Origin of the sequence: Actinomadura sp. NPDC049382 (assembly GCF_040677125.1) — a bacterium.
Classification (GTDB): domain Bacteria; phylum Actinomycetota; class Actinomycetes; order Streptosporangiales; family Streptosporangiaceae; genus Spirillospora; species Spirillospora geliboluensis.
Genome location: NZ_JBFARO010000067.1, coordinates 1 through 22,503, shown reverse-complemented (window position 1 = coordinate 22,503; position 22,503 = coordinate 1). Strand labels below are relative to the sequence as shown.

The 22,503-nt window shown below is 71.5% G+C and carries 23 protein-coding genes; 9 read left to right on the top strand and 14 right to left on the bottom strand.

Annotated features, from left to right (window positions below):
* Positions 1-56 precede the first annotated feature (56 nt).
* Positions 57-977, top strand: a complete 921-nt coding sequence (locus AB0K34_RS30055) for an NAD(P)/FAD-dependent oxidoreductase (RefSeq protein ID WP_364552284.1) — start codon at positions 57-59, stop codon at positions 975-977.
* Positions 978-1,018: 41 nt separating this feature from the next.
* The gene (locus AB0K34_RS30050) at positions 1,019-2,014 is read left to right on the top strand and encodes a hypothetical protein (RefSeq protein WP_364552282.1); all 996 of its coding nucleotides are present in this window, start codon (positions 1,019-1,021) and stop codon (positions 2,012-2,014) included.
* Here the strand turns inward: AB0K34_RS30050 and AB0K34_RS30045 are convergent.
* Positions 2,001-3,446, bottom strand: coding sequence for a wax ester/triacylglycerol synthase family O-acyltransferase (locus AB0K34_RS30045; protein WP_301174796.1), 1,446 nt, complete (start codon positions 3,444-3,446; stop codon positions 2,001-2,003). The genes AB0K34_RS30050 and AB0K34_RS30045 overlap by 14 nt on opposite strands.
* 259 nt (positions 3,447-3,705) lie before the next feature.
* On the opposite strand from AB0K34_RS30045, the gene AB0K34_RS30040 reads away from it, so the two are divergent.
* On the top strand, positions 3,706-4,383 hold the full coding sequence (locus AB0K34_RS30040) for a uracil-DNA glycosylase (protein ID WP_301174797.1): 678 nt from the start codon (positions 3,706-3,708) through the stop codon (positions 4,381-4,383).
* Here the strand turns inward: AB0K34_RS30040 and AB0K34_RS30035 are convergent.
* Complete coding sequence (locus AB0K34_RS30035) at positions 4,380-5,240, bottom strand: hypothetical protein (protein WP_301174798.1); 861 nt, start codon at positions 5,238-5,240, stop codon at positions 4,380-4,382. The genes AB0K34_RS30040 and AB0K34_RS30035 overlap by 4 nt on opposite strands.
* A 135-nt stretch (positions 5,241-5,375) precedes the next feature.
* Between AB0K34_RS30035 and AB0K34_RS30030 the strand changes: the two genes are divergently transcribed.
* Both AB0K34_RS30030 and AB0K34_RS30025 read left to right on the top strand, forming a co-directional pair.
* Entirely contained in the window at positions 5,376-6,152 is a 777-nt protein-coding gene (locus AB0K34_RS30030) for a lysophospholipid acyltransferase family protein (protein ID WP_301174799.1), read from the top strand.
* 51 nt (positions 6,153-6,203) lie between these two features.
* Positions 6,204-7,367: a DUF5925 domain-containing protein gene (locus AB0K34_RS30025; protein WP_364552279.1), complete on the top strand. Its 1,164-nt coding sequence runs from the start codon at positions 6,204-6,206 to the stop codon at positions 7,365-7,367.
* Here the strand turns inward: AB0K34_RS30025 and AB0K34_RS30020 are convergent.
* Together AB0K34_RS30020 and AB0K34_RS30015 are read right to left on the bottom strand one after the other, a co-directional pair.
* Positions 7,364-8,548: an aminotransferase class I/II-fold pyridoxal phosphate-dependent enzyme gene (locus tag AB0K34_RS30020; protein ID WP_364552277.1), complete on the bottom strand. Its 1,185-nt coding sequence runs from the start codon at positions 8,546-8,548 to the stop codon at positions 7,364-7,366. The genes AB0K34_RS30025 and AB0K34_RS30020 overlap by 4 nt on opposite strands.
* Positions 8,549-8,864: 316 nt before the next feature.
* A complete protein-coding gene (locus AB0K34_RS30015) occupies positions 8,865-9,632 on the bottom strand; it encodes a DUF2470 domain-containing protein (RefSeq protein ID WP_364552274.1) in 768 nt (255 codons plus the stop codon).
* A gap of 67 nt (positions 9,633-9,699) precedes the next feature.
* On the opposite strand from AB0K34_RS30015, the gene rpsD reads away from it, so the two are divergent.
* Positions 9,700-10,305: a 30S ribosomal protein S4 gene (rpsD, locus tag AB0K34_RS30010; protein WP_138635012.1), complete on the top strand. Its 606-nt coding sequence runs from the start codon at positions 9,700-9,702 to the stop codon at positions 10,303-10,305.
* A gap of 4 nt (positions 10,306-10,309) precedes the next feature.
* Here rpsD and AB0K34_RS30005 read toward each other — a convergent pair whose 3' ends face one another.
* The 10 genes from AB0K34_RS30005 to AB0K34_RS29960 form a co-directional block, all read right to left on the bottom strand.
* Complete coding sequence (locus tag AB0K34_RS30005) at positions 10,310-10,807, bottom strand: MarR family winged helix-turn-helix transcriptional regulator (RefSeq protein WP_364552271.1); 498 nt, start codon at positions 10,805-10,807, stop codon at positions 10,310-10,312.
* Between the two features lie 85 nt (positions 10,808-10,892).
* A complete protein-coding gene (locus AB0K34_RS30000) occupies positions 10,893-11,864 on the bottom strand; it encodes a hypothetical protein (protein WP_364552269.1) in 972 nt (323 codons plus the stop codon).
* A 24-nt stretch (positions 11,865-11,888) separates the two neighbouring features.
* Positions 11,889-13,184 carry an MCE family protein gene (locus AB0K34_RS29995; RefSeq protein ID WP_364552266.1) on the bottom strand — a complete coding sequence of 432 codons (1,296 nt, stop codon included), beginning with the start codon at positions 13,182-13,184 and terminating at the stop codon, positions 11,889-11,891.
* Entirely contained in the window at positions 13,181-14,239 is a 1,059-nt protein-coding gene (locus AB0K34_RS29990; protein WP_364552263.1) for an MlaD family protein, read from the bottom strand. The genes AB0K34_RS29995 and AB0K34_RS29990 overlap by 4 nt, the downstream gene beginning before the upstream one ends.
* Entirely contained in the window at positions 14,239-15,264 is a 1,026-nt protein-coding gene (locus AB0K34_RS29985; RefSeq protein WP_138634997.1) for an MCE family protein, read from the bottom strand. The genes AB0K34_RS29990 and AB0K34_RS29985 overlap by 1 nt, the downstream gene beginning before the upstream one ends.
* A complete protein-coding gene (locus AB0K34_RS29980) occupies positions 15,265-16,284 on the bottom strand; it encodes an MlaD family protein (RefSeq protein ID WP_138634995.1) in 1,020 nt (339 codons plus the stop codon).
* Positions 16,284-17,351, bottom strand: a complete 1,068-nt coding sequence (locus tag AB0K34_RS29975; RefSeq protein ID WP_240807262.1) for an MlaD family protein — start codon at positions 17,349-17,351, stop codon at positions 16,284-16,286. Before AB0K34_RS29975 ends, AB0K34_RS29980 begins: the two co-directional genes overlap by 1 nt.
* Before the next feature lie 8 nt (positions 17,352-17,359).
* Complete coding sequence (locus tag AB0K34_RS29970) at positions 17,360-18,436, bottom strand: MCE family protein (RefSeq protein WP_364552258.1); 1,077 nt, start codon at positions 18,434-18,436, stop codon at positions 17,360-17,362.
* Entirely contained in the window at positions 18,433-19,287 is an 855-nt protein-coding gene (locus AB0K34_RS29965; RefSeq protein ID WP_089326540.1) for an ABC transporter permease, read from the bottom strand. The genes AB0K34_RS29970 and AB0K34_RS29965 overlap by 4 nt, the downstream gene beginning before the upstream one ends.
* Complete coding sequence (locus AB0K34_RS29960; RefSeq protein ID WP_138634989.1) at positions 19,287-20,090, bottom strand: ABC transporter permease; 804 nt, start codon at positions 20,088-20,090, stop codon at positions 19,287-19,289. The genes AB0K34_RS29965 and AB0K34_RS29960 overlap by 1 nt, the downstream gene beginning before the upstream one ends.
* A 286-nt stretch (positions 20,091-20,376) precedes the next feature.
* Here AB0K34_RS29960 and AB0K34_RS29955 point away from each other — a divergent pair, with 286 nt between their 5' ends.
* The 3 genes from AB0K34_RS29955 to AB0K34_RS29945 all read left to right on the top strand — a co-directional run.
* Positions 20,377-20,934, top strand: coding sequence for a MarR family transcriptional regulator (locus AB0K34_RS29955; protein ID WP_301174807.1), 558 nt, complete (start codon positions 20,377-20,379; stop codon positions 20,932-20,934).
* A 124-nt stretch (positions 20,935-21,058) separates the two neighbouring features.
* The gene (locus AB0K34_RS29950; RefSeq protein ID WP_301174808.1) at positions 21,059-21,886 is read left to right on the top strand and encodes a lytic transglycosylase domain-containing protein; all 828 of its coding nucleotides are present in this window, start codon (positions 21,059-21,061) and stop codon (positions 21,884-21,886) included.
* Between the two features lie 49 nt (positions 21,887-21,935).
* A partial coding sequence (locus AB0K34_RS29945) for a helix-turn-helix domain-containing protein (RefSeq protein ID WP_364552253.1) occupies positions 21,936-22,503 on the top strand: 568 nt, incomplete at its 3' end.

Genomic DNA, 22,503 nt, shown 5'->3' with positions numbered 1-22,503 from the left:
TTGCAGAATCGGCAAAGAAGTTTGTCAATCCGGGGAGGGTCGCGCATGCTCGCGGCATGGCTGAGAACAGGGAACGAGAAGTACTGGTCATCGGGGGCGGCCCGGCGGGGCTGAGCGCCGCGCTCGTGCTGTCCCGCGCCCGCCGGGACGTCACCGTGATCGACGCAGGCGAGCCGCGCAACGCGGGGGTCGCGCACATGCAGGGGTTCTTCACCCGGGACGGCATGCCGCCCGCGCAGCTGCTGGAGACCGGCCGCACCGAGGTGCGCGGCTACGGCGGCGAGATCATGTCCGGGACGGTCGAGCGCGCCGCCGGGAACGCGGCCGACGGCTTCGTCCTGACCCTGGCGGACGGCAAGCGACTGCGGGGCCGCCGCCTGCTGGTCACCACCGGCGTCACCGACGTGCTGCCGGACGTCCCCGGTCTCCAGGAGCGGTGGGGGCGCGAGGTGCAGATGTGCCCGTACTGCCACGGCTGGGAGGTCCGCGACAAGCGGATCGTGGTGCTGGCGACGTCGCCGAACTCCGTCCACCAGGCGTCGCTGCTGCGGCAGTGGTCGCCGGACGTGACGTTCCTCGCGGCCGAGGCCCCGACCGGCGACGACGCGGCCCGGCTCGGCGCGCGCGGCGTCCGCGTCGTGGAGGGCGAGGCGCGGCGGCTCGTCATCGAGAACGACCGGGTGACCGGGTTCGAGCTGGCGGACGGCTCCGTGCTCGGCGCCGACGCCGTGTTCCTCGCGCCGACGTGGGTCGCCAAGGACGGCCCGCTGACCGACCTCGGCTGCGAGATCGGCGACGACGGCTTCGTGAAGGTGGACACCACCGGCCGGACCAGCGTCCCCGGCGTGTGGGCCGCGGGCAACGTCACCTCCCCGGGTGGCCAGGTCATCATCGCGGCGTCCGCCGGCTCCATGGCCGCCGCGATGGTCAACGCCGACCTCATCGAGGACGACGTGGCGCGCAAGCTCGCCGCCTGACGCCGGGGCCGGGGCCCGGGGCGCGGCCTAGGGTGAGGCGGGTGGACGAGCGGGTGTGGCGGGAGCAGCGGGCCGCGTTGAACGCCGCGCGCGGCCGGTTCGGCGAGGTCGCGAGCGGCCTCTATCCGGACACGCCGCGCGTCGCCGGGACGCCGCTGCTCTGCACGGACGGCTGGATCCCCGACAAGCCGGTCCCGCTGGGCGACGTCCGGTTGGAGTGGGAGGAGCGGCCCGCCCCACCGGCCGTCGCCGACCCGTCCGACGGGCTGCCCGCCGGCTACCGGACGTACGCCGAGGCCATGGCCGCCCTCGCCCCGCCGAGGGTCTTCGAGGACCGCCCGTCCCACCGGCTGCTCGACGTCCGCCTCCCCGTCCTGCGCTTCGGGCCCGCCCGCTACTTCGACGGCGTGAACGTGGGCGAGTCCGCCGCGCACGAGCTGGCCGCCGGGACGGACGGCCTCCCGCTCCGCACCCGCGTCGGCGACCCGTGCGACCTCACCCGCCGCCCCGTCCTCTGCGCGATCACCACGCTGACCGTGACGACGTCCGGTTCCTACGTGCTGCACTGGCGCGACCCGGCGAAGGTGGCGCACGCGGGCGGGCTGCACCAGGTGATGCCGGTCGGCGTCTTCCAGCCGCTCCGGGACGAGGCGCCCGACCTGTGGGGGTGCATGGTCCGCGAGTACTCCGAGGAACTCCTCGGGACGGCCGAGGACTACGGCGGCGGCTTCGTCCAGGAGGAGTGGCCCTTCCACCGGACGATGACCGCCGCCCGCGACGCGGGGCGGCTGCGGCCGTACTTCCTCGGCCTCGGCGTCGACCCGCTGACGTTCGCGCTCGACCTGCTCACGGTCGTCGTCGTCGACGCCGGCCTGTTCGACGAGCTGTTCGGCGGCCTGGTCGACGTCAACGAGGAGGGCGCGGTCTCGCTGGCGCCGTTCGACGGGAGCGTCCCGCGGCCGATGCAGCCCGCCGGTGCCGCCGCGCTGGCGCTCGCCCGGCGGCACCGGGAGGCGCTCGGCCTCACTCGCGGCTGAGGGCCTTCAGCTCGTCCAGCGCGTCCACGAGGTGGTCCACGATCTCGGACGGGTCCGGGACGAGGTCGCGGCAGGCGACGATGCCGACGTTGACCTTCCCGTCGTAGGAGAAGACGGTGATGTTCAGCCCGCCGCTGACGTCGGTGACGACGGAGATCGGGTAGTAGCCGAGCACCTTCGCCCCGCACAGGTACAGCGGGAACTGCGGGCCCGGCACGTTCGAGATCATCAGGTTGACCGGGCGCAGCGACAGCGCGGGCGCGGCCTGCAGCGCGAGCTTGGTCACGGCGCCGGCGAGCGGCGCGGGCAGCAGGCCGCTCATCTCCCGCACCCAGCCGCCGGACGTGCGGGTGAACCGCCGCTTGGCGACGTCCAGGTCCTGCCGGACGGCGGTGTACCGCTCGGCCGGGTCCGGGACGTGGGTAGCGAGCGGCGCCGTCATGATCGAGACCTGGTTGCCCGGTTCGGCGACCGCCCCGCGGCGGCGCAGCGACACCGGGACGGCGGCGACGAGCGGGCGGTCCGGCAGGTCGCCGTGCTTGTCGAGCCACTGCCGCAGCGCGGTCGCGCACAGCGCCATGACCACGTCGTTGACGCTGCCGCCGAGCCCGCGCCTGACCTCCTTGATCTCGTCCAGCGGCAGGATGCCGCAGGCGACGGAGCGGCGGCGCCCGATCGGCCGGTTGAACGGGGTCGGCGGCGCGCTGATCCGGGGGGCGTCCGGCATCTCGGGGCGGCGCAGCGCGCCCTGCAGCGCCGACGCCACCAGCCCCACCCCCGGGACGGACGCCAGGCCCGGGATGTCGTCGATGTGCGGCGCGGTGCGCGCGACCGACACCGCCGCCCGGACGGGCTGCATCGCGGCCTTGAGCAGCCCGGTGCCGACCATGTCGAACATCCCCGGCGCGCGCGTGGGCGGCGCCTCGTCGGCGGGCACCTCGCGCGGTTCGGGCGACAGGTCGAGGAGCGCGGCGAGCGTCTCGGCGGCCATCACCCCGTCGATCGCGGCGTGGTGCACCTTCACGTAGACGGCGGTCAGCCCGCCCTGGAGCCCCTGGATCAGCACCAGCTCCCACAGCGGGCGGGTGCGGTCGAGCGGCTGCTCGTGGAGCATCCCGACGATGTCGGCGAGCTGCCGCGCGGTGCCGGGCGCCGGGAGCCCGATCTCGGTGATGTGCCGCTCGGGGTCGAAGTCGGGGTCGTCCTCCCAGTACGGGTTGTCCAGCCCGAACGGGACCTGGACGAGCCGCTGCCGCAGCGGCCGGGCGGCGAGGTGCGCGCGGCCCCGGATCAGCTCCGCGACGAGCGGAACGCCGAGCCGGCCGCCGGGGCAGGTCGCCGGGTCGACGATGCCCAGCCCGGCGATGTGCGCGTGCGTGGTGTCGTTCTCGGCGTGGAGGAAGGTGGCGTCCACGGTGGTCAACTGGCTCATTGCTCGGGTTCCGTCCGCTCGTTGTGCGCCTGCCCTGCCTCTCTAGGAGTTATGCGCTCCCAGACGCCAGGTCAACGTGGTACGGAAGGAAGCAACAGGGATTTAACGGGGCGTTTCACCCAGTTCATCCGCCATTTTTGGGGTGGCCTGGACAAGATTTTCACCGGCCCCGACCTCATGCGGTCACAAAACTTCACAAAGGCCCCTAACCAGGTGATCCAGCTACGCCGCGGTGATCAGCGCACTAGGCTGGACGGCCATGACGGCACGACCACTCTCGGAGATCGTCGAAGCGGGATGGGCGACCGCGCTGCAGCCCGTCGCCGGGACGATCGCCGCCGCCGGCGACTGGCTGCGCGCCGAGGTCGCCGCCGGCCGCAGGTACCTCCCCGCCGGGAACCTCATCCTGCGCGCGTTCACCCAGCCGTTCGACGACGTCCGCGTCCTCATCGTCGGGCAGGACCCCTACCCGACGCCCGGCCACCCGGTCGGGCTGAGCTTCTCGGTCGCGCCGGACGTCCGGCCGCTGCCCGCGAGCCTCGTCAACATCTTCCGCGAGTACTGCGACGACCTCGGCCACCCCGAGCCGTCCACCGGCGACCTCACCCCGTGGGCGGAGCGCGGCGTCTGCCTGCTCAACAGGTCGCTGACCGTGATGCCCCGCAAGCCGGGCTCGCACCGCGACAAGGGCTGGGAGCAGGTGACCGAGCAGGCCATCCGCGCCCTCGCCGCCCGCGACCGCCCGCTCGTCGCCATCCTCTGGGGCCGCGACGCCCGCAACCTCAAGCCGATGCTCGGCAACGTCCCCTGCATCGAGTCACCGCACCCGAGCCCCTACTCGGCCGACCGCGGCTTCTTCGGCTCCCGCCCCTTCTCCCGAGCCAACCAGCTCCTGGAACAGCAGGGTGCACCCCCACTCGACTGGAAGCTGCCCTAGGACTCGTCCGGGAGGTGGCGGAGGAGGGTGGCGAATTCGCCGGTGCCCTCCGTGGGGGCGTCGGCGGCCAGCGGGGTCAGGCGGCGTTCGCCGTGGCTCCAGTAGACGCCCGGCGCGCACGGGTCGTCGGCGCCGTGGTGCATCTCGCGGACGACGTCCGCGAACACCGGCAGCACCTCGCGGACGGCCGTGGACGTGATCGGGTACAGCAGCAGCGTGCTGTGGCACGGCACGCCGACCAGGGCGCCGTGCTCGTTCGGCCACGGCAGGAACTGGTCGACCTCGCTGAGCAGCGCCGACACGTAGCGGCTGCCGGGCTTGGTGACCACGCGGACGTCGCGGCCGGGCAGCAGCGGCTGGTCGTGGACGGAGACGTCCGCCAGCTCCCGGTCATGGGTGTTCGTCATCACGTAGCCGAGTTTGTGCAGGCCGAGCAGCCCCGCGCGGGCCTTCGTGAGCGGGCCGCCGTAGCGCGGGTGCTCTATCATCACGACCGCGTCGAAGTGGTCGCCGGCCGGGACGACGACGAGGCCCTCCCGGTCGCTCGGCGCGAGCTTCGGCACGATCCGCAGCCGCAGCAGCTCGCGGACGTCGCCGAACAGCTCCATCTCGCCGATCGCCAGGAACGCGCGGTCGCCGACCTCCCGGACCCACTCGTCCACGACCCGGGGCCACGCCGAGCGCGGCGCGCGGGCGCACCGCTCCAGGACCGTCCAACTGGAGGCCCGTGCCTCGGAGCGGCCGACGGGGAGCACCACTTCGGAGGTGCCGGGGTCGAACCAGGCGCTGGGCGCCAGGGCGGGCAGCACGTCGCGGATGAGCGCGTGCACGTCCGCCGCCGCGTCCAACGGTTCCATCAAAGCTCATCCTCCCTCAGCCGTCGGCGGATCACGTCTCCCCCCAACCTTCTCAGAGTTCGGCCCCGTTGTGTGATCCATCGCGATGACCGCCGACCACTCGCTGATCATGGGCTGCTCAAGTACGGTGCCTACATGCGCGAACTCGTCTACCCACCGGTGATCAAGACGGCTGTCGGTGTGTTCAAAGCCCTGAACATCAAGTTCCGTCTGGAGGGGACCGACCAGATCCCCAGCACCGGCGGCGCCGTGCTCGTCAGCAACCACGTGAGCTACCTCGACTTCATCTTCGCCGGCCTCGCCGCCCACCCGGCGAAGCGGCTGGTGCGGTTCATGGCGAAGAAGGAGATCTTCGACAACCGCGTCGCGGGGCCGCTCATGCGCGGCATGCACCACATCCCGGTCGACCGGAACGCGGGCGCCTCCTCCTACGCCGCCGCGCTGAAGGCGCTGAAGGGCGGCGAGATCGTCGGCGTCTTCGCGGAGGCGACCATCAGCCGGTCGTTCACGGTGAAGGAGATCAAGAGCGGCGCGGTGCGGATGGCGGTCGCGTCCAAGGTGCCGCTCATCCCCGTCGCGCTGTGGGGCCCGCAGCGCATGTGGACGAAGGGCCGCAAGCGCCGCCTGCTGCAGCGCAACATCCCGGTGACGATCCTCGTCGGCGAGCCGATGTACCCCAAGCGCGGCGACGACTACGAGGCGGTCACGCAGGAGCTGCACCGCCGCATGTCGGAGCTGCTGGAGAAGGCGCAGCGCGAGTACCCCGACGTCCCGCGCTCGGACGAGACGTGGTGGCAGCCCGCCTACCTCGGCGGGTCGGCGCCGACGCCGGAGGAGGCCGAGAAGCTCGACCTCGAGGAGGCGGAGGCGCGCAAGGCCGCCCGCGAGGCCGGGGAGTCCGGCGGCGCCTGACCCGCCCTAATTCGTTGGACGCGGCGCCCCGCGCGGCCTGATCATCTCTGCATGACCATGTCGCAGGAGAGGCCGCAGGAGGTCCTGCATCTGATCGAGCCCCTGGAGAACCCCATCGACCCCGGGGCGGAGTCCGCGCTGCCCGTGGTCTTCAACCTCTCCGACAACAACTCGCCGGCCGACGTCATGGACGTGCTGTCGCTGCGCCCGTTCGCGTCCGGCGAGCAGCCGTGGTCGCGGTCGACGCGGCTGGAGCATGTGAAGGCGGACGCTCCGCTGCGCCCGGACGGCGCCCGGCTCGTCCGGGTCGCGCACGAGAAGGGCAAGGAGTCGGTCCTCGCCGAGGGCGACGGCTGGACGCTGCTGACGAACCGCTGGAAGAGCGGCGTCGCCTACCTGGCGGTCTCGGCGGTCACCGACGAGCTGGCCGAGGAGATCCTGGACGCGTGCGTGAAGGACGCGACCGAGCCGCCGAAGACCGACGACACCAGTGTCGAGATGGGCTTCTGGCACATGGGGTCGCACGGTCCGGTCCGCAGCGAGCGCGCCATCACGGCGGACGCGTGGGCGGACATCCGCGGCAACTACACCGCGCCGGTCGCCGAGGCGCTCGACGCGGTGATGGATCTCACCCGCGACGACGTCGCGGGCCGGCTGCTGCTCCTGCACGGCCCGCCCGGCACCGGCAAGACGACGGCGCTGCGCGCGCTCGCCCGCGCGTGGGGCGGCTGGTGCCAGGCCGACTGCGTCCTCGACCCGGAGGCGCTGTTCGGCACGCCGAGCTACCTGATGGAGGTCGCGGTCGGCGACGACGAGGACGAGAACCGCCGCTGGCGGCTGCTCATCCTGGAGGACTGCGACGAGCTGATCCGCGGCGAGGCCAAGCAGTCGACGGGCCAGGGCCTGTCGCGCCTGCTCAACCTCACCGACGGGATGCTCGGGCAGGGCCGGGACGTCCTCGTCGCGATCACCACCAACGAGGACCTGGCGATGCTGCATCCGGCCGTCGTCCGGCCGGGCCGCTGCCTCGCCCAGATCGAGGTGGGCCGCCTCACCCGCGCCGAGGCCCTCACCTGGCTGGACGGCTCCGACGCCGATCCCGCCGAGATCGGCGCGGACGGCGCGACCCTCGCCGAGCTGGCGGCCCTCCGCAAGGGCGAGAAGCGCCCGGAGAACCAGCAGGCCCCGGGCGCGGCGACCGGCTTCTACCTCTAGGCGCCGGCCTTCTCCAGGGCCTGGGTGATGTCGGCCCAGAGGTCGTCGGGGTGCTCCAGACCGACCGCCAGGCGGACGAGTCCCTCGGCGATGCCGGCGGCGCCGAGGGACGGGGCGTCCATCTGGCGGTGGGACGTGCTCGCCGGGTGCATGACCAGCGTCGCGATGTTGCCGAGGGACGGGCCGAGCGAGATGAGTTCGACGGCCTCGGAGAAGACGCGGCCCGCGTCGCGTCCGCCGGCGAGTTCGAAGGACAGGACGCCGCCGGCGCCGTCCGGGAGGAGGCGCCGGGCCACCTCGTGCTGCGGGTGGTCCGGCAGCCCCGGGTAGTGGACGCGGGTGACGGCCGGGTGCGCGGCCAGGCGGCCCGCGAGGTCGAGGGCGGAGGCGCTCTGCCGCGCGACGCGCATCGGCATGGTGGCGAGGCCGCGGACGGTCAGCCAGGCGGCGTGCGGGTCGGCGGTGGAGCCGATCTCGATGGCGTGGTCCCAGACCCGCTGGTGGACGGACGGGTCGGCGAAGACGGCGACGCCGCCGATGATGTCGCCGTGCCCGCTGAGGTACTTGGTCGCGGAGTGGATGACGATGTCGGCGCCGTGCGCGATGGGCTTGCACAGCAGCGGCGCGAAGGTGTTGTCGACGACGGTCAGCACGTCGGTGCCTTCGACGGCGGCGGTGAGGGCGGGCAGGTCCGTGACGTGCGTGGTGGGGTTGGCGACCGTCTCCAGGTAGAGGAGGCGCGTCTCGGGCCGCAGGGCGTCGCGTACTTCGGCGGGGTCGTCGCCGGGGATGAAGGTGACGTCCACGCCCCAGCGCTCGGCAAGGTCGTGCAGGAGCGCGTAGGTGCCGCCGTAGAGGGCGGTCTGGGCGATGACGTGGTCGCCGCTGCGGAGCAGGCCCATCAGGACCGCGTTGACCGCGCCCATGCCGGACGCGGTGGCGAGCGCTCCGGAGCCGCCTTCGAGTTCGGCGGCGGCGTGTTCGAGGGAGCGGACGGTCGGGTTGCCCATCCGGGCGTAGAAGAACGCCTCGTCCGGCCCGGCGAAGGCGGCGGCCAGGTCGCCGGCGGAGTCGAAGGCGAACAGGTGGCCCTGGTAGATCGGGACGGCGAGCGGTCGGCTGCCCTCCGGCGTGATCACGGGCGGGTGGACGGCGCGGGTCTGCGGGTGGTGTCCGGTCATGCCTCCAGCCTGCGGCGGGATCCGGCGTGCCGGAACGGCCAATTTCGACCAGTGGCCCGGACCACGCCCCCCGGCGTGCTCCGCGGCGCCGGACCACCGGCCCGGCCGGGGACGCCCGGCGCCCTGTGCCGGTACGGTTCCCGCCGCCGGACCCGCCCACCCCGCGAGGGCCGGCCGGCGATCGGGATCGTCCCGGACAAAAGTGCCTTTCTGGGCGTCTCCCGGCCGGAGACCCGAGCATCACCCGGAAGAGCACCCCGGCGCCATCCGGGAGATCACCGCCACTTCGCGGCGCGCGGCCCCTACGTGGTGGGGGTCAGCCCCGGGCCGCGCGGGCGAACAGCCGCCGGTAGACGCGGCGGAGGCCGTGGATATCACTGACAGGCTCGGCGAACGCCACCCGCACTTCGAACGTCGGCGGCACGTGCGGCGCGTGCGACGAGACGCGCACCCACATGCCGTACCGGTCGAGCGCCAGCGGCCGGACCTGCCCGGACGGGACGGATTCCGGCAGCAGCCCGGCCAGCTCGCCGCGGTGCGCGGAGTCCAGATGGGTGAGGACGCCCGCCTCGATCGCGACGAACGGGTCCGGCGCGGCGGCGGCGTACTCCTCGGGTTCGAGGGTGGCGCTGCCCCAGGCGTCCTCGATCTCGACCTGCGCGACGTCGAGCGCGAGGACCGTCCACTCCCGGCCATCGCCGCCGAGGTCGAGCAGTTCCGGGCGCGGGTGGACGTGGGAGAGCCGCAGCGCGGCGGCGCGCCGCTCGTCGGCGGGGAGCTCGGAGAGCCAGCCGTGCAGCCAGGCCCGGCCGCGCACCCGGTCGGGGAACGCGACCGGCGCGACGTCGGAGATCCGGAGCGTGGCGGGCACGTCGTCGGGCTCGGCGGCGAGCGCGGCGACGATCGGCGCGGCGGCGGGGACGAGCAGCAGCGGCCGCCCGCCGCGGTCGGTGGTGTGCGCCGGGACGGGCGTGTCCGGGACCCCCGGCATCGCGAGGACGCCGCCCGCGATGCCGTAGGAGAGGGTCCGGGCCCGCTCGGCGGGCGCCGGCCCGCCCTCCACCATGGTCTCCGCTCGCCGCACCGCTGCCTCCTTGACGTACGAGGTTAGGCTTACCTAACTTAGGTTCACCTAACCACTAAGGAGCGTGATGAACAACCCCCGTCCGAAGGTGCGGCTCTCGCGGGCCCTCGGGATCCCGCTGACGCCGAAGAGCGTGAAGTACTTCGAGGCGCGCCCCTACCCGCCCGGCGTGCACGGCCGCGCGCGCAAGCAGGAGACCGACTACAAGGTGCGGCTCCGCGAGAAGCAGCGGCTCCGGGCGCAGTACAACATCCGCGAGGCGCAGCTCCGCAACGCCTTCGACAAGGCCGCGGCGGCGGGCGTCAAGACCGGCGAGGCCCTGCTCACCGACCTGGAGTGCCGGCTGGACGCGCTGGTCCTGCGGTCCGGGTTCGCCCGCACTATCTACCAGGCGCGGCAGTTCGTCGTGCACCGGCACGTGCTGGTGAACGGCCGCCGCGTCGACCGCCCGTCCTACCGGCTCCGGCCCGGCGACGTCATCACGATCGCCGAGCGCAGCCGCGGCATGGACGCGTTCCAGATCGCCGCCGCGGGCGGCCACGCCGAGACCGTCCCGCCCTACCTGGACGTCCGGCACGAGGCGCTCGCCGCGCAACTCGTCCGGCGGCCCGAGCGCGCCGAGATCCCCGTCGTCTGCGACGAGCAGCTCGTCGTCGAGTACTACTCGCGCTGAGCAGCTAGCGGAGGTCTCCGAGTTCTTCGCGGGACGTGGTGCGCAGGGTGCGCAGGGCGTCCACCAGGACGCGGCGCTGCTCCTCGGTGAGGGGGCCGGTGAAGTGCTCGCGCAGCGTCTCGGCGTGGACGCGCAGAGCCTCGTCCAGCTTCGCGCGGCCCGCCTCCGTGAGCCCGACGAGCTGCCGCCGCCGGTCGCCGGGGGCCGGTTCGCGGCGGACGAGGCCGGCGTCCTCCATCCGGTCGATGATGCGGGTCATGCCGCCGCTGGTCAGGATCAGGTCGCCGGCCAGGCAGCCCATCGACCGGGGGCACTCCCCCGCCGTGCCGGACAGCCGCAGCAGCACCTCGAAGACGGCGTGCCTGATGCCGCAGCGGCGCTCCAGCTCCCGGCCCGCGATCCGCTCCAGCGCGGACGCCGCGCCGAGCAGCGCGCCGAACTCGTGCACCACGTCGTCCGCGACGACCGTCCCCTGCCCGCTCTGCTCCGCCACCGTCGACATGATGCCCCGCCTTCCCCGCCGGTCCCAACGGACAACATGAAGGCGCCCCGCACGCTTCCGCGCGGGGCGCCTTCACACCGAAGGGTCAGTTCTTCGGCTTCTCGGTCTTGCCCGCCTTCGGCGACGGCGTCGTGCCGCCGCTCGGGACGCCGGGGATCTGCCCCTGCTGCTGGTTGCGGTTCTGGTCGTTGATGCCGGACGGGTACTGCTGGGTGATCCTCCACTTGCCGTCGATCTTGCTGAGGGAGAGCCGCAGCAGCGTCGCGGGCTGGTTGATCGTGCCGTCCTTGGTCTTCAGCGCCATGTCCATCATGAGCACGGCGGTGGCGAACTTGCCGTTGACGCTGCCGACGAAGACCTGGTTGGTCTTGGACGTCAGCGCCACCTGCGGGTCGGCCTGGAACGCGCTGGCCACGGTCGGGACCGTGTTCTTCTTGTAGTCGTCCAGCATGTCGCCGGCCAGCAGCTTGATCGCCTTGTCGGTCTGCGTCTGGTAGTTCGTGGGGTTGTAGTTGTAGGCGACGTCCCCGTAGGCGGACGCGACGTCGCCGATGGCGTCCCGCTCGTCCTGCTCGGACGACATCGAGCTCGCGCTCGTCCACTTCCAGATCGCCAGGCTCGCCAGCAGCGCGACGAGGACCACGAGCACGACGGTCGGCACGAGCGGCAGCCCGAACAGCCCCGGCCGCGCCGCAGGCGCCCCGGCCGCGTCCTCCGCCGGCTCGGCCGGCCGCGGCTTCGGCTTCGGCGCGGCCTTCGCGGCGGGCTTCTCCACCGACACGGGTTCGGGCTCGGCCTTCGCCGTGGCCTTGGCCGGACGGGCCGGAGCCTCCTCCCCGGCCTCCTCCGCCTCGGCGTCCTCGGCGTCGAGGGCCTCCAGCACCTCGTCCAGGTCCTCGTCGTCGATGACCTCGATGACCCGCACGCGGCGCTTGCGCTTGGCGGCGGGACGCGCCGGAGCGGACGCGGACTCGGCGGCCTCCGCGGCCTCCGCCCGCTCCTCGGCCGGGACCGCCTCGACCTCGTCGGCCTGGTCCTTGCCGGTCTTGGCTGTCACTTGGGGAACTCCTCGGAAGTTGGGTCAGTCCTTGCGCCGGCGCAGCCGGCCCAGACGGGACACCACGGGCACCGAGCCCATCATGACCCTGATCAGTACCAGCAGGGCGATGACCGGGGGAACGTAGATTAGCCACAGCGGCGGGCCGCCGGAAGAGTCCTCGTTGTTCGCGGCCTTCCTGGCCTGCACGTTCTGCTGGTCGAGGGCGGGATCGTGGGTCGGGATCGTCTCGCCCGGGTTCTTGGCCCGGTAGGGCTTCTGTTTGGTGACGGCGGGCTCCCGTCCGCCGGGGCACGTCGGCACCTTGGCCACCGGCGGCTGCGGGAGCGGGTACTTGTACTCCAGCGTCGCGGGCGCGTTCAGCGTGACCTGGAAGACGACGTTCAGGACCGGCTTGCCCTGGTCCATCCCGATCACGTTGTCGAGGACGTTCTTCAGCGCGGGCGCCGACGCGAGCGTCTTGTTCAGGTCCTTGAGGTAGCCGGGGTTGTACTTCCCGACGCCCCAGTTCCCGAGCATGTCGACGGTGCAGCCGAAGTCGCCCTCGGTCTTGTCGAGCAGCCCGTTCACGGTGGACAGCAGGCCGGGGCCGCGGTCGCGCAGCTCGGCGATCTGCCCGCGGACCTGGCTGAGCGCGGCGGTCAGCGCGGCGAGGTTGTCGACGCCGGCGCCGAGCGAGCCGCGGTTGCGGTTCAGCACGTCGGTGATCCGGCCGAGGTCCTTGGTCAGGCCGTCGAGCAGCTCGGTGTTCTCCGCGAACGTCTTGGTCAGGTCGTCCCCGCCGTTGATGATCTGGCGGAGCGACTCCTCGCGGCCGGACCAGCCGGCGGCGAGCTCGCTGGTGAGGACCTTGGCGTCGTCGGGGTTGATCGCCTTCAGCGAGTCGATGACCGCGCCGAACAGGTCGCCGTACTTGGGCGGCACGGTCGTGTGCGACACCGGGATGACGGAGCCGGGCTTCATCGGCGGCGCGCCCGCCTTGCCGGGGCCGGGGGTCAGCTCGACGACCGGCTCGCCGACCGCGGACTTGCGGGCCGCGGCGGCGGTGACGCCCTGCGGGATCTTGACGCCGCGGTCGATGTCCAGCCGGACGACGACCTTGTTCTTCTCCAGGTCGACCGAGTCGATCTTGCCGATCCGCAGCCCGAGGTAGTCGACCTCGAAGTTCGGGTGCAGGCCCGGCGAGGACTGGAACTCCACCGTGATGTGGTACGGCCGGTCGATGAAGTCGAACCGGACGACGTTGTTGAACGCCCACACCACCATGACCACGGCGAGGACGCCGAAGGCCACCAGGTTGATCGTCAGCCGGCGGGTCATCCGCGTCCCTCCAGGAGCTTCTCCAGGTCCGGCAGCGCGTCCCCGAGCTTCGGCGGGATCTTCGGCTTGGCCTGCTTCTTCTGCGGCTCGCTGAGGCCGGGGAAGATCGGCCGCCCGTCCGGCCAGGTGACGCGGACGATCGGGTAGAGCAGCAGCTGGCCGTCGTAGCTGGCCAGCGGGATCTTGTACGAGAACGCCACGATGCCGTCGACGACGGCGGTGAGCCGCTTGCGGTTGCTGCCGAGCTGCTGCAGGACGGGGTCGAGGTCGTTGAGCAGCTGCCGGAACCGGCGGATGCGGCCTTCCAGGACCTTGTCGTTCAGCTCGCGGGCCATCTTGGTGAGCCGGTCGACGGTCTTGATGATCTTGTCTTTGTCGTCGTTCAGCATCCGGGTGGTGCGCTCGAGCTGGCCGGGCGCCTGGGCCAGCGCGTCGCTGCCGTTGGCGAGCGAGTGGCCGAGCTTGGCGAACCGGTCGACGGTCTCGCCCAGCTCGATCCGCTGCGCGGCGAACATCTTCACCAGGTCGCTGGCCTGGGCGATCGTCTTGTTGAGCTTCTGCCCGTTGCCGTCCAGCGCGGTCGCGCCGGCGTTGACGACGGTGGCGACGTCGTCGCCGGCGAGCGCCTGGATCAGCGGCCCGGCCTGCCCGACGACCTGCTCGAACGCGGGCTGGACGCTGGTGTCGGTGATCGCGGCGCCGGACGCGAGGTAGGGGCCGCGGGTCATGCTGCCGCCGGGCGGCAGCCGCAGATCCACATAGTTCTCGCCGAGCAGCGAGGTCACCTTGATCTCGGCGTGGGTGCCCTTGGGGATCTTGATGCCGTCCTCGATGGACAGCGTCGCCCGCGCCTTGTAGCGGACCAGCTCGACCTTGGTGACGGTGCCGATCTTGATGTCGGACATCTGCACGCTGTGCCCGGCGACGAGGCCCTGGGCGTCGTCGAACGTGGCGGTCAGCGTGAGGTCGCCCTTCGGCGCGCCCGCCGTCTTGTACGAGCAGCCGGACACCGCGAGGGTCGCGGCGACCATGAGGAGGAGGAACTTCCTGCCCATCAGTTGCCTCCGTCCCAGGGGCAGTTGGAGTTCGGCTTGGGCAGCGGGCAGCCGACGTCGTCGGTGTTCATCAGGCCCTTCAGCCACGTCCGCAGGAACGCGTCGGTGGCGAACCGGATCTGCAGCGACTTGTTCTTCGGGTTGTAGCCGCCGATGAGGGCGTCGCCGATGCCGGGCAGCACGTTCAGGAGCTGCGCGATCTGCTTGGCGTTGCCCTTCAGGACGAGCGCGGCCCGGGTGAGGACGGCGAGGTCGTAGGGCAGGTTGCCCTTGTACTTCTGGATGAGCCGGTCGCCGTTCTTGGCCAGTTCGAGGATGCCGCTGATGAGCTGCTGCAACTCGCCGCGCTCGGAGCTGAGCACCTGGCTGGCGGTGCCGAAGTCCCGGATGATGGTGCCGAGGACCTGCTCGCGGCCCCGCACGACGCCGGCGAGCCGGTCGAGGTTCTTGGCGACCTCGATCAGCTCCTTGTCCTGCCCGGCGACGTTCTCGATGAGGCGGGCGCTCTGTTCGAGGGTGGCGTTGAACTCCTTGCCGTTGCCCTTGACCGTGTCGGCGGCGGTGCCGAGCGCGGTCTGCATCTTGGTCGGGTCGAGCGCGTTCGCCAGGTTGGTGAAGGAGCTGAGCGCGTCGTCCACCTCGACCGGCACGTGGGTGCGCTCGATCGGGATGACGTCGGCGGTCTCCTTCGCCTGCCCCGGCCGCCATGCCGGGTGCAGGACGAGGTTGCGCTCGCCGATGAGGTTCAGCGGCACGATCGACGCCTGCACGCCCTTCGGCAGCGGGACGTCCCGGCGGACGTGGAACGTGACCTTGACCTTGTCGCCCTGGTTCTCGACCTTGTCGACGAGGCCGACGTCGGCGCCCATGACCTTGACCTTCGACTCGGGGTAGAAGGAGCGGGCCTTCGGCACGTAGACGACCATCGTGCGCTCACCGCTCGCCGACGGGGTGAGCGAGCACCCGCCCACGGACGCCGTCAGGGTGAGGCCGAGGGCGATGGCGATTCCCTTCACTCTGCCCATTTAGTTGCCTCCCTGGCGCCGGGTGGAGATCGGGCCCGGCGGCTGCAGCGGGCCGAGGCCGGTGAGGACGCCCTCGATCCAGGGGCCGTTGCCCTTGAGGTTGGCGACCTGCTGGAACGTCGGCCCGAGCAGCGAGAAGTCGGTGTTCAGCGCGTCCATGTTGGGCGCGAGCCGGGTGGTCAGCAGGTGCAGGTTGTCCAGCAGCGAGTCGAGCTGCTTCTGGTTCTTGGAGATCACGTTGGACAGCGTCTGGACGGTCCGGTTGCCCTGCCCGATCGTCGCGGCCAGCTCGTTGCGGCGCCGCACGAGCGCCTGCAGCAGCACCTGGCTGGAGTTGATGATCTCGCGGAGCTGCTCGTCCTTGCTGGCCAGCGTGCCGGTGATCGTCTTGCTGCTCTCGATCAGCTTCTGGATCTGCGGGTAGGAGTCGTTGAGCATCCGGGACAGGTCCTGGACGTTGGTGAGGACCCGGTTCAGCTTCGCCGCGCCCGGCGACCTGATCTTGTTGACCTCGGTGAGCAGCTTGTCGATGCTCTTCTCGTCGAGCTTGCCGACGATGTTCTGCGCGCCCTCCAGCGCGTCCGGGACGGTGAACGGGACGCTGGTGCGGTCGAGCGGGATGCGCCGCCTCGACTCGGGGACGTCCGCCATGTACGGCTTGGACACCGGGCCGGACAGCCGCAGGTAGCGGCCGCCGAGCAGCGTGGTCGTCTGGATCTCCGCGCGGGTCTTCGGCCCGAGGTCGATCCCGGCGTTCACGTGCCACTTCACGATGATCTTGCCGTGCTTGAAGTCGGGCTCCACGGAGGTGATGCGGCCCGACTTCACGCCGGCGACGCGCACGTCCTGGCCCTTCTTCAGCCCGGCCGTGTCGCTGAACTCTCCGCTCATCGTGTAGCCGCGGTCGAACAGGTGGAGCTGGCCGATCGCGAACGCGAACACGCAGCCGGCGCCGAGCGCGGTGAGCGTGACGATCGCGACGACCTTCTGGTTGACGTCGCGCAGCGACTTCAGCGCCATCAGCCGCCACCTCCCTGCAGCATGGTCCTCAGCTTGGCGAGGTCGTCCTTGGTCGGCTGGCCGGTGCCCGGCGCCTTCGGCAGCTCCATCGGGAACGGGCAGGGCCCCTGCATCACGTTCAGGCAGAGCGCGTTGGTGCGCAGGTAGTGGCCGCCGTTCGCGGTGGAGAAGAGCTGCCGCAGCGTCAGCGGGAGCTGCTGCACCATCTTCTCCAGCTGGTCCACGTTCAGCCGGAACGTGGTGGCGAACTTGCCGAGGTTGTCGACGATCCGGGCGAGCTGCGCGTCGTTGCCGCCGAGCACCTGGTTGAGGTTGGTGGTGACGCCGCCGATCTCGACGATGGCGTCGTCGAGCAGCTTGCGGTTGTTGGCGAAGACCTTGGTGAGCGACTCCAGGTTGTCGATGCTCGCCGCGATCTGCTTGTCGCGGGTGGCGACGGCGCCGCTCACCGTCTCGTAGTTGTCGATCATCCCCTCGATCGTCTTCTTGCGGGCCGCGAAGGTCCGCAGCAGCAGGTCGAGGTTGTCGGTCAGCATCGAGATGTTCTGCTCGTTGCCGTCCAGCGCCTGCGAGAACGAGAAGAGGATCTTGTTGAGCTGGTTGGGGTCCAGGTTGCGGGTCAGCGGGCCGAGCGCGTTGACGACCTCGCCGAGGTCCACCACGGACCGGGTGTGCGGGACGCGGTCGCCGTCGCCCAGCATGCTGCCGCTCGACCCGGGCTCCAGGTAGACGACCCGCTGCCCCATCACGTTGCGCCAGCGGATCGCGGCGGTGGAGTCGGACGGCAGCCGGACGTCCTTGTCGACGGCCATCTCGACCACGGCCTTGCCGCGCACCACCTCGATGCTCTTGACCTGGCCGACGGGAGTGCCGGCGACCTTCACGCCGTCGCCCTCCAGCAGCCCGGTCACGTCGTCGAACGTGGCGGTCAGCTTGTAGCGGGAGGCGAAGCTGGTGCCGAGGATCTGCTGGCCGATGTAGAAGGTGAGCAGCCCGGTCACGAGGACGAAGACGAGCGTCTTCAGCATCGTGGTGTAGTCGGGTCCGCGCGCCGCCTTGCGACGCATGCGCGGGCTCATGGCCGCCCCCCGGTCTTGCTCTGGCCCGGGAGCTTCATCTCGAACGCCGTCTTCTGCGGCTTGGTGGCGCAGGCGTCGATGAAGATCTGGCAGATGTCGAGGGGCAGGTCGTCGCGCGCCTGCGCGATGACGGTGCCCTCCGGCCCGGGGATGCGGATGATCTGCGCCAGCAGGTTGAAGAACCCGTTGAGGCTGTCCAGCAGCACCGGGATGTTGCGGCGCTGGTTGTCGAACACCGCGACGATGCCGCTGCCGTTGTCGACGATGTTGCCGAGGTTGCGGCCGTGCTGCTCGAGGTTGCGGCCGAGGGTGTCGCCTAGCTTGCTCGACTCGTCCAGCAGCTGCGAGACCTTGTCGGGCTTCGCGCTGATCGTCTGGGACAGCTTGTTGAAGTCGCCGGTGAACGCGGTGAACGTGTCGCCGCGGGACGCGAGCGTGCCCGACAGGCCGTTGATGTTGCGCAGCAGCGCGTTGATCGCGGCCCGGTCCTTGTGGGTGGCGTCGACGACGATCGCGCCGTTGTCGATCGTCCGGCGGAGCGCGGGGCCCTGCCCGGACAGGCCCGCGCCGAACGTGTGCAGCAGCGCGGCGACGTCGTCGGGGTTGATCGCCTTGGTGAGGTCGTAGGCGAGCCAGGCGGTGTCGGACAGCTCCTTCGGGTCGTTGGTCTCGGTGATCGTGGCCCCGTCCTTCAGGTACGGGCCGGTGAGCTCGTTCTTGCCGAGGTCGAGGTTGAGGTCCTTCGGGCCGAACACCGAGACGGGCTCGACCGTCGCGACCGTCGTGTCGGCGATGCGGACGCCCTTGTCGAGCCGGAGCCGCACCTTGACGCGGCCCTTGTCGTCCAGGTCGAGGCTGTCGACGGCGCCGACCGCGATGCCGCGGACCTTCACCTCGGACTTGCCCGGGTCGAGGCCCTGCCCCGCCCGTCCGAACGTGGCGGTGTAGTACGTGGAGCCCGAGTGGTCCGGTGTGGAGCCGATCGCGACGAACGCGGCGGCGGCCGCGATGACGCCCGCGCCGACCAGCCCGAACACCGTCCGGGAGCGCTGGGAGATGCTCTCTTCGCTCATCCGGTCAACTTCACTGTGCTGCCGTGGCCCCAGAAGATGTACGACAGGACCAGGTTCATGAGGATCATCAGGATGGTCGACTCCCGGATCGCGCGGCCCGCGGCGACGCCGACGCCGACCGGCCCGCCCGCCGCGTAGTAGCCGCGGTAGCAGTGGATGAACATGATGATGAACGCGAACACCGCCACCTTGATGACGCTGTAGAAGACGTCGATCGGGGGGAGGTAGAGGTGGAAGTAGTAGTCGTAGATGCCGGGTGAGAGCCCGAAGTACTGGATCGTGATGAACCGGGTGGCGAAGAACGCCATGAATAGCGAGACCAGGTACAGCGGCACGAGGGCGATGACGCCGGCGGCGACCCGGGTGCACACCAGGTAGGCCAGCGAGTTGATGCCCATGACCTCCAGCGCGTCGATCTCCTCGGAGATCCGCATCGCGCCGATCTCGGCGGTGAACCCGGTGCCGACCTGCGCGACCAGCGCGACGCCCGCGATGATCGGGGTGACCTCGCGGACGTTGGAGTAGCTCGCGACCAGTCCGGTGAACGCCTCGGCGCCGATGCGCTCCAGCCCGGGGTAGCCCTGCAGGCCGACCATCGCGCCGGTGGCGAGCGACATCGTGGCGATCACGAAGATCATGCCGCCGCCGATGACGAGCGCGCCGACGCCGACGGTGATGTCGCTGACCTGCTTGGCGAGCGTCTTGCCGTACTTGCGCTTGATGATGATGTCGACGAACAGGTGGTAGAGGACCCGGCCGAGGAAGACCGGGAGGTCGGCGGACGCGGCGAGGCCCGCGGTCCGGCCGCGGACGGCGCGGCCCAGCTTGCGGACGGGGGATATGGCGACCATCAGAACCTCGGGGGGAACAGGACCTGGTAGATCATGGTGAGGATGTAGTTCGTCGCGAACACCACGATCGAGGTGACGACGACAGCCTTGTTCACCGCGCGGCCGACGCCGACGGGGCCGTAGTCGCAGTTCATGCCCATGTAGCAGGCGACGGCGGCGGCGATGAAGCCGAACACCCACGCCTTGAACAGGGTGATCACCAGGTCTGAGAACTGCAGCAGGGTGGTCGAGCCGTCGAAGAACGCGCCCGGGCTGACGCCCTGCTGGATGACGTTGAAGTAGTAGCCGCCGACGACGCCCGCCAGGATCACCACCGAGCACAGCAGCCCGGACACCATGCTCGCCGCCCACAGCCTGGGGGTGACCAGGCGGTGGATCGGGTTGATGCCCATGACCTCCATCGCCGCGAGTTCGTCGCGGATGTTGCGGGCGCCCATGTCGGCGGTGATCGCCGATCCGCCCACGCCGGAGACCAGCAGCGCCGCGGCCAGCGGCGCCACCTGCTGGATCATCGCGGCGGTGAGCAGCGCCCCGGTGCCCGACTGCGCGCCGAGCTGGCGGGCGATGTCGCCCACCTGGAGCGAGATGGTGGCCCCGAGCGGCACCGCGATGAGCATGACCGGCACGCTCGTGACGCGTGCCAGGAACCAGCACTGCTCGATGAACTCGCCCCACCACTGGCGCAGGTCCCAGGAGCGGCGCAGCCCTTCGAGGAGGGTCACGCACAGCAGTCCCGTCTCGTCGAGCGCTCGCCCGACGCGTCTGCGTGCCAGGTCCGGGGCCTTCGTGAGGCTCAGGGCCATCAGCCGGCGACCTCCCCCGGGGGGCGGGGGTGAAGGTACATACCAGCCTCCTTCGTTCTCGGACGTCGGCGCCCATCCGATACGCCGGCTCCCGCCGAGCCACAGGCGGCGCCCACGTCCTCTTCGTCGTCGCGCGCCACCGTGGTCTCGGCAGAGACCGGGATCACAGGATGACCCAAGCAAGCACTCGGGCACCACCGCTGTGATCTGAGGCACTCTATTGGAAGAAGGTCTAAGAAGCGAGTACTTACATCTGGATTTGTCCGAAGCTACGATCGGGCGCACGATGATCGACACGGGGCGTGAGAGGGAGGACGACATGGACGGCGGCGACGACCCGCTGGTCATGGGCGTCCGGGACCGGTGGGAGGAGCAGGGGCTCCAGGGCGGCCCGTGGCCGTTCATGGCGATCTGCGCGGTGGGACGGCTCGATCAGCTGTTCAAGAAGGCCCTCGAAGCGGAGCTGAAACGGCTGGGCCTGACCCGCAGCGGCTACCTGCTGCTGACCACGCTGGCCCTCACCACCCGCGGCAGCGCGCGGCTGAGCACGCTCGGCCGGATCCTGATGGTGCACCCGACGACGGTGACGCTGACCGTCGAGCAGCTGGAGGCGGTCGGTCTCGTCGCCCGCACCCGGCATCCCCGCGACCGGCGCGCGACGCTGGTGGAGATCACCGCGGCGGGACGGGAGCGGGCCAACGAGGCGAGCCTGGCGCTGGAGTCGCCCGGCGGCGCGTTCGCCCCGTTCGCCGGGACGCACCGCGAGGTGTTCGAGGCGCTCCAGCCGGCCCGGCTCGCGGCCGGCGACGTGGAGCTGCTGAACCCCGGCGGCGCCCGGAGCTGACGCACCGCCCCCGTGACCGGGGTGACGGCGGGGGAAGACGCGGGGCGGGTGAACCGCGTACGATGCCGCCCGCGTACCTTCAGTTCGACGACACGACCCCGGGCGATAAGGCAGTCTTCATCCCATGCCCCAGAGTCACGGCACCCGCAGACGTTCCGCCGAGGGCCGGCGCGCCCGCTCCGAGCGGGTTCCCGCACCGCGTCCGGCGGCCGACGAGTACGACGCGTACGGCGCCTACGGCGGGCCGGGCGGGACCGGGCCGACGCCGATGCCGCCGTCCGTCCCGCCGGAGAAGAAGCGGCGCCTGCGGCGGGTCCTCACCAGCAACGTGACCATCACCGTCGCGGCGATCGCCGCGCTCGGCACCGCGGTGACGGTCGTCGACCTCAACGCGTTCACCGGCGACGACACCAAGCCGCCGAAGGCCGCCGCGGCCGGGCTGTCGACCAACGACATGCTCGCCCAGCTGACGTCCGCGACCGACATGGACAAGGTCGCGGCCGACGCGATCGCCACCGCCAAGAAGCGCGCCTACGAGGAGCACCAGCGCGAGCTGAAGCGCCTCAAGGAGAAGGCCAAGCGGGACGCGGCGGCGCGGGCGAAGCTCAAGGCGCAGCAGGAGCGCGAGCGGCTCGCCAAGATGAACCCCAGCGCCGGGCAGAACAAGGCGTACGGCAAGAAGATGAACGCCATGAAGGGCTGGGGCCGCTGCTGGCCGTCCCTGCTGACGCTGTGGAACCACGAGAGCGGCTGGAACGAGCGGGCCGTCAACCCGTCCAGCGGCGCCTACGGCATCCCGCAGGCGCTGCCGGGTTCCAAGCTGGCGAGCGCCGGGGCCGACTGGCGCACCAGCTCCCCCACCCAGATCGCGTGGGGGCTCGGCTACATCAAGGCCCGCTACAAGGACCCGTGCGGCGCCTGGTCGTTCTGGCAGGCGCACAACTGGTACTAGCCGTCCGCTACTCCCCGTCTGCGGGCCCGCGACCTGGCACCATGAAGGGATGCGGACGAGCAGGACGCGCCACGGCAACGACACGGGGAACGGCGACGGACCGGGCGGCGGCTCGGCGGGCGGCGGGCGGCAGTGGGCCCGCGCCGACGCGACGCGCCACGCGCTGCTGAGCGCGGCGCAGCAGGTCTTCGCCGACCGCGGCTACGCCGACGCGGGCATCGCCGAGATCGTCGAGCGGTCCGGGATCAGCGTCGGCAGCCTCTACCACCACTACGGCGGCAAGGCCGGCCTGTACGTCGCGCTGTGGGAGGACCTCACCGCCGAGCAGGAGGCGAGCGCCGCGCAGGCGGTGTCCGCCGCGCGCAAGAGCGGCGAGTCCGACCCGATCGCGCTGTTCACCGCGGGGGCCCGCGCCTACCTGCTGGTGTGCTGGGAGCGGCGGGAGGCGGCCCGGCTGTTCCTCGCCGGCGAGGGCCCGTCGGGGTCGTCGCTGATGCGCCGCAGCCGCGCCCAGCACTGGATCGCGCAGAACACCAAGCTGCTGCGCGGCCCCGGGGCCCGCCCCCCCCCCCCGCGCCGCCCCCCCCGGGCCAGGCCGGTGGGGACAGAGAGGGAGA

What these genes read in the sequence shown, in the direction of transcription:
- AB0K34_RS29980 (WP_138634995.1), bottom strand. Translation starts at nt 16,284, where the DNA reads ATGGCGCTGAAGTCGCTGCGCGACGTCAACCAGAAGGTCGTCGCGATC.
- AB0K34_RS29960 (WP_138634989.1), bottom strand. Translation starts at nt 20,090, where the DNA reads ATGGCCCTGAGCCTCACGAAGGCCCCGGACCTGGCACGCAGACGCGTC.
- AB0K34_RS30005 (WP_364552271.1), bottom strand. Translation starts at nt 10,807, where the DNA reads ATGTCGACGGTGGCGGAGCAGAGCGGGCAGGGGACGGTCGTCGCGGAC.
- AB0K34_RS29970 (WP_364552258.1), bottom strand. Translation starts at nt 18,436, where the DNA reads ATGAGCGAAGAGAGCATCTCCCAGCGCTCCCGGACGGTGTTCGGGCTG.
- AB0K34_RS30035 (WP_301174798.1), bottom strand. Translation starts at nt 5,240, where the DNA reads ATGGAACCGTTGGACGCGGCGGCGGACGTGCACGCGCTCATCCGCGAC.
- AB0K34_RS30055 (WP_364552284.1), top strand. Translation starts at nt 57, where the DNA reads ATGGCTGAGAACAGGGAACGAGAAGTACTGGTCATCGGGGGCGGCCCG.
- AB0K34_RS29965 (WP_089326540.1), bottom strand. Translation starts at nt 19,287, where the DNA reads ATGGTCGCCATATCCCCCGTCCGCAAGCTGGGCCGCGCCGTCCGCGGC.
- AB0K34_RS29950 (WP_301174808.1), top strand. Translation starts at nt 21,059, where the DNA reads ATGCCCCAGAGTCACGGCACCCGCAGACGTTCCGCCGAGGGCCGGCGC.
- AB0K34_RS30040 (WP_301174797.1), top strand. Translation starts at nt 3,706, where the DNA reads ATGACGGCACGACCACTCTCGGAGATCGTCGAAGCGGGATGGGCGACC.
- AB0K34_RS30045 (WP_301174796.1), bottom strand. Translation starts at nt 3,446, where the DNA reads ATGAGCCAGTTGACCACCGTGGACGCCACCTTCCTCCACGCCGAGAAC.
- AB0K34_RS29990 (WP_364552263.1), bottom strand. Translation starts at nt 14,239, where the DNA reads ATGGGCAGGAAGTTCCTCCTCCTCATGGTCGCCGCGACCCTCGCGGTG.
- AB0K34_RS30020 (WP_364552277.1), bottom strand. Translation starts at nt 8,548, where the DNA reads ATGACCGGACACCACCCGCAGACCCGCGCCGTCCACCCGCCCGTGATC.
- AB0K34_RS29955 (WP_301174807.1), top strand. Translation starts at nt 20,377, where the DNA reads ATGATCGACACGGGGCGTGAGAGGGAGGACGACATGGACGGCGGCGAC.
- AB0K34_RS29985 (WP_138634997.1), bottom strand. Translation starts at nt 15,264, where the DNA reads ATGGGCAGAGTGAAGGGAATCGCCATCGCCCTCGGCCTCACCCTGACG.
- AB0K34_RS29995 (WP_364552266.1), bottom strand. Translation starts at nt 13,184, where the DNA reads ATGACCCGCCGGCTGACGATCAACCTGGTGGCCTTCGGCGTCCTCGCC.
- AB0K34_RS30030 (WP_301174799.1), top strand. Translation starts at nt 5,376, where the DNA reads ATGCGCGAACTCGTCTACCCACCGGTGATCAAGACGGCTGTCGGTGTG.
- rpsD (WP_138635012.1), top strand. Translation starts at nt 9,700, where the DNA reads ATGAACAACCCCCGTCCGAAGGTGCGGCTCTCGCGGGCCCTCGGGATC.
- AB0K34_RS29975 (WP_240807262.1), bottom strand. Translation starts at nt 17,351, where the DNA reads ATGCGTCGCAAGGCGGCGCGCGGACCCGACTACACCACGATGCTGAAG.
- AB0K34_RS30025 (WP_364552279.1), top strand. Translation starts at nt 6,204, where the DNA reads ATGACCATGTCGCAGGAGAGGCCGCAGGAGGTCCTGCATCTGATCGAG.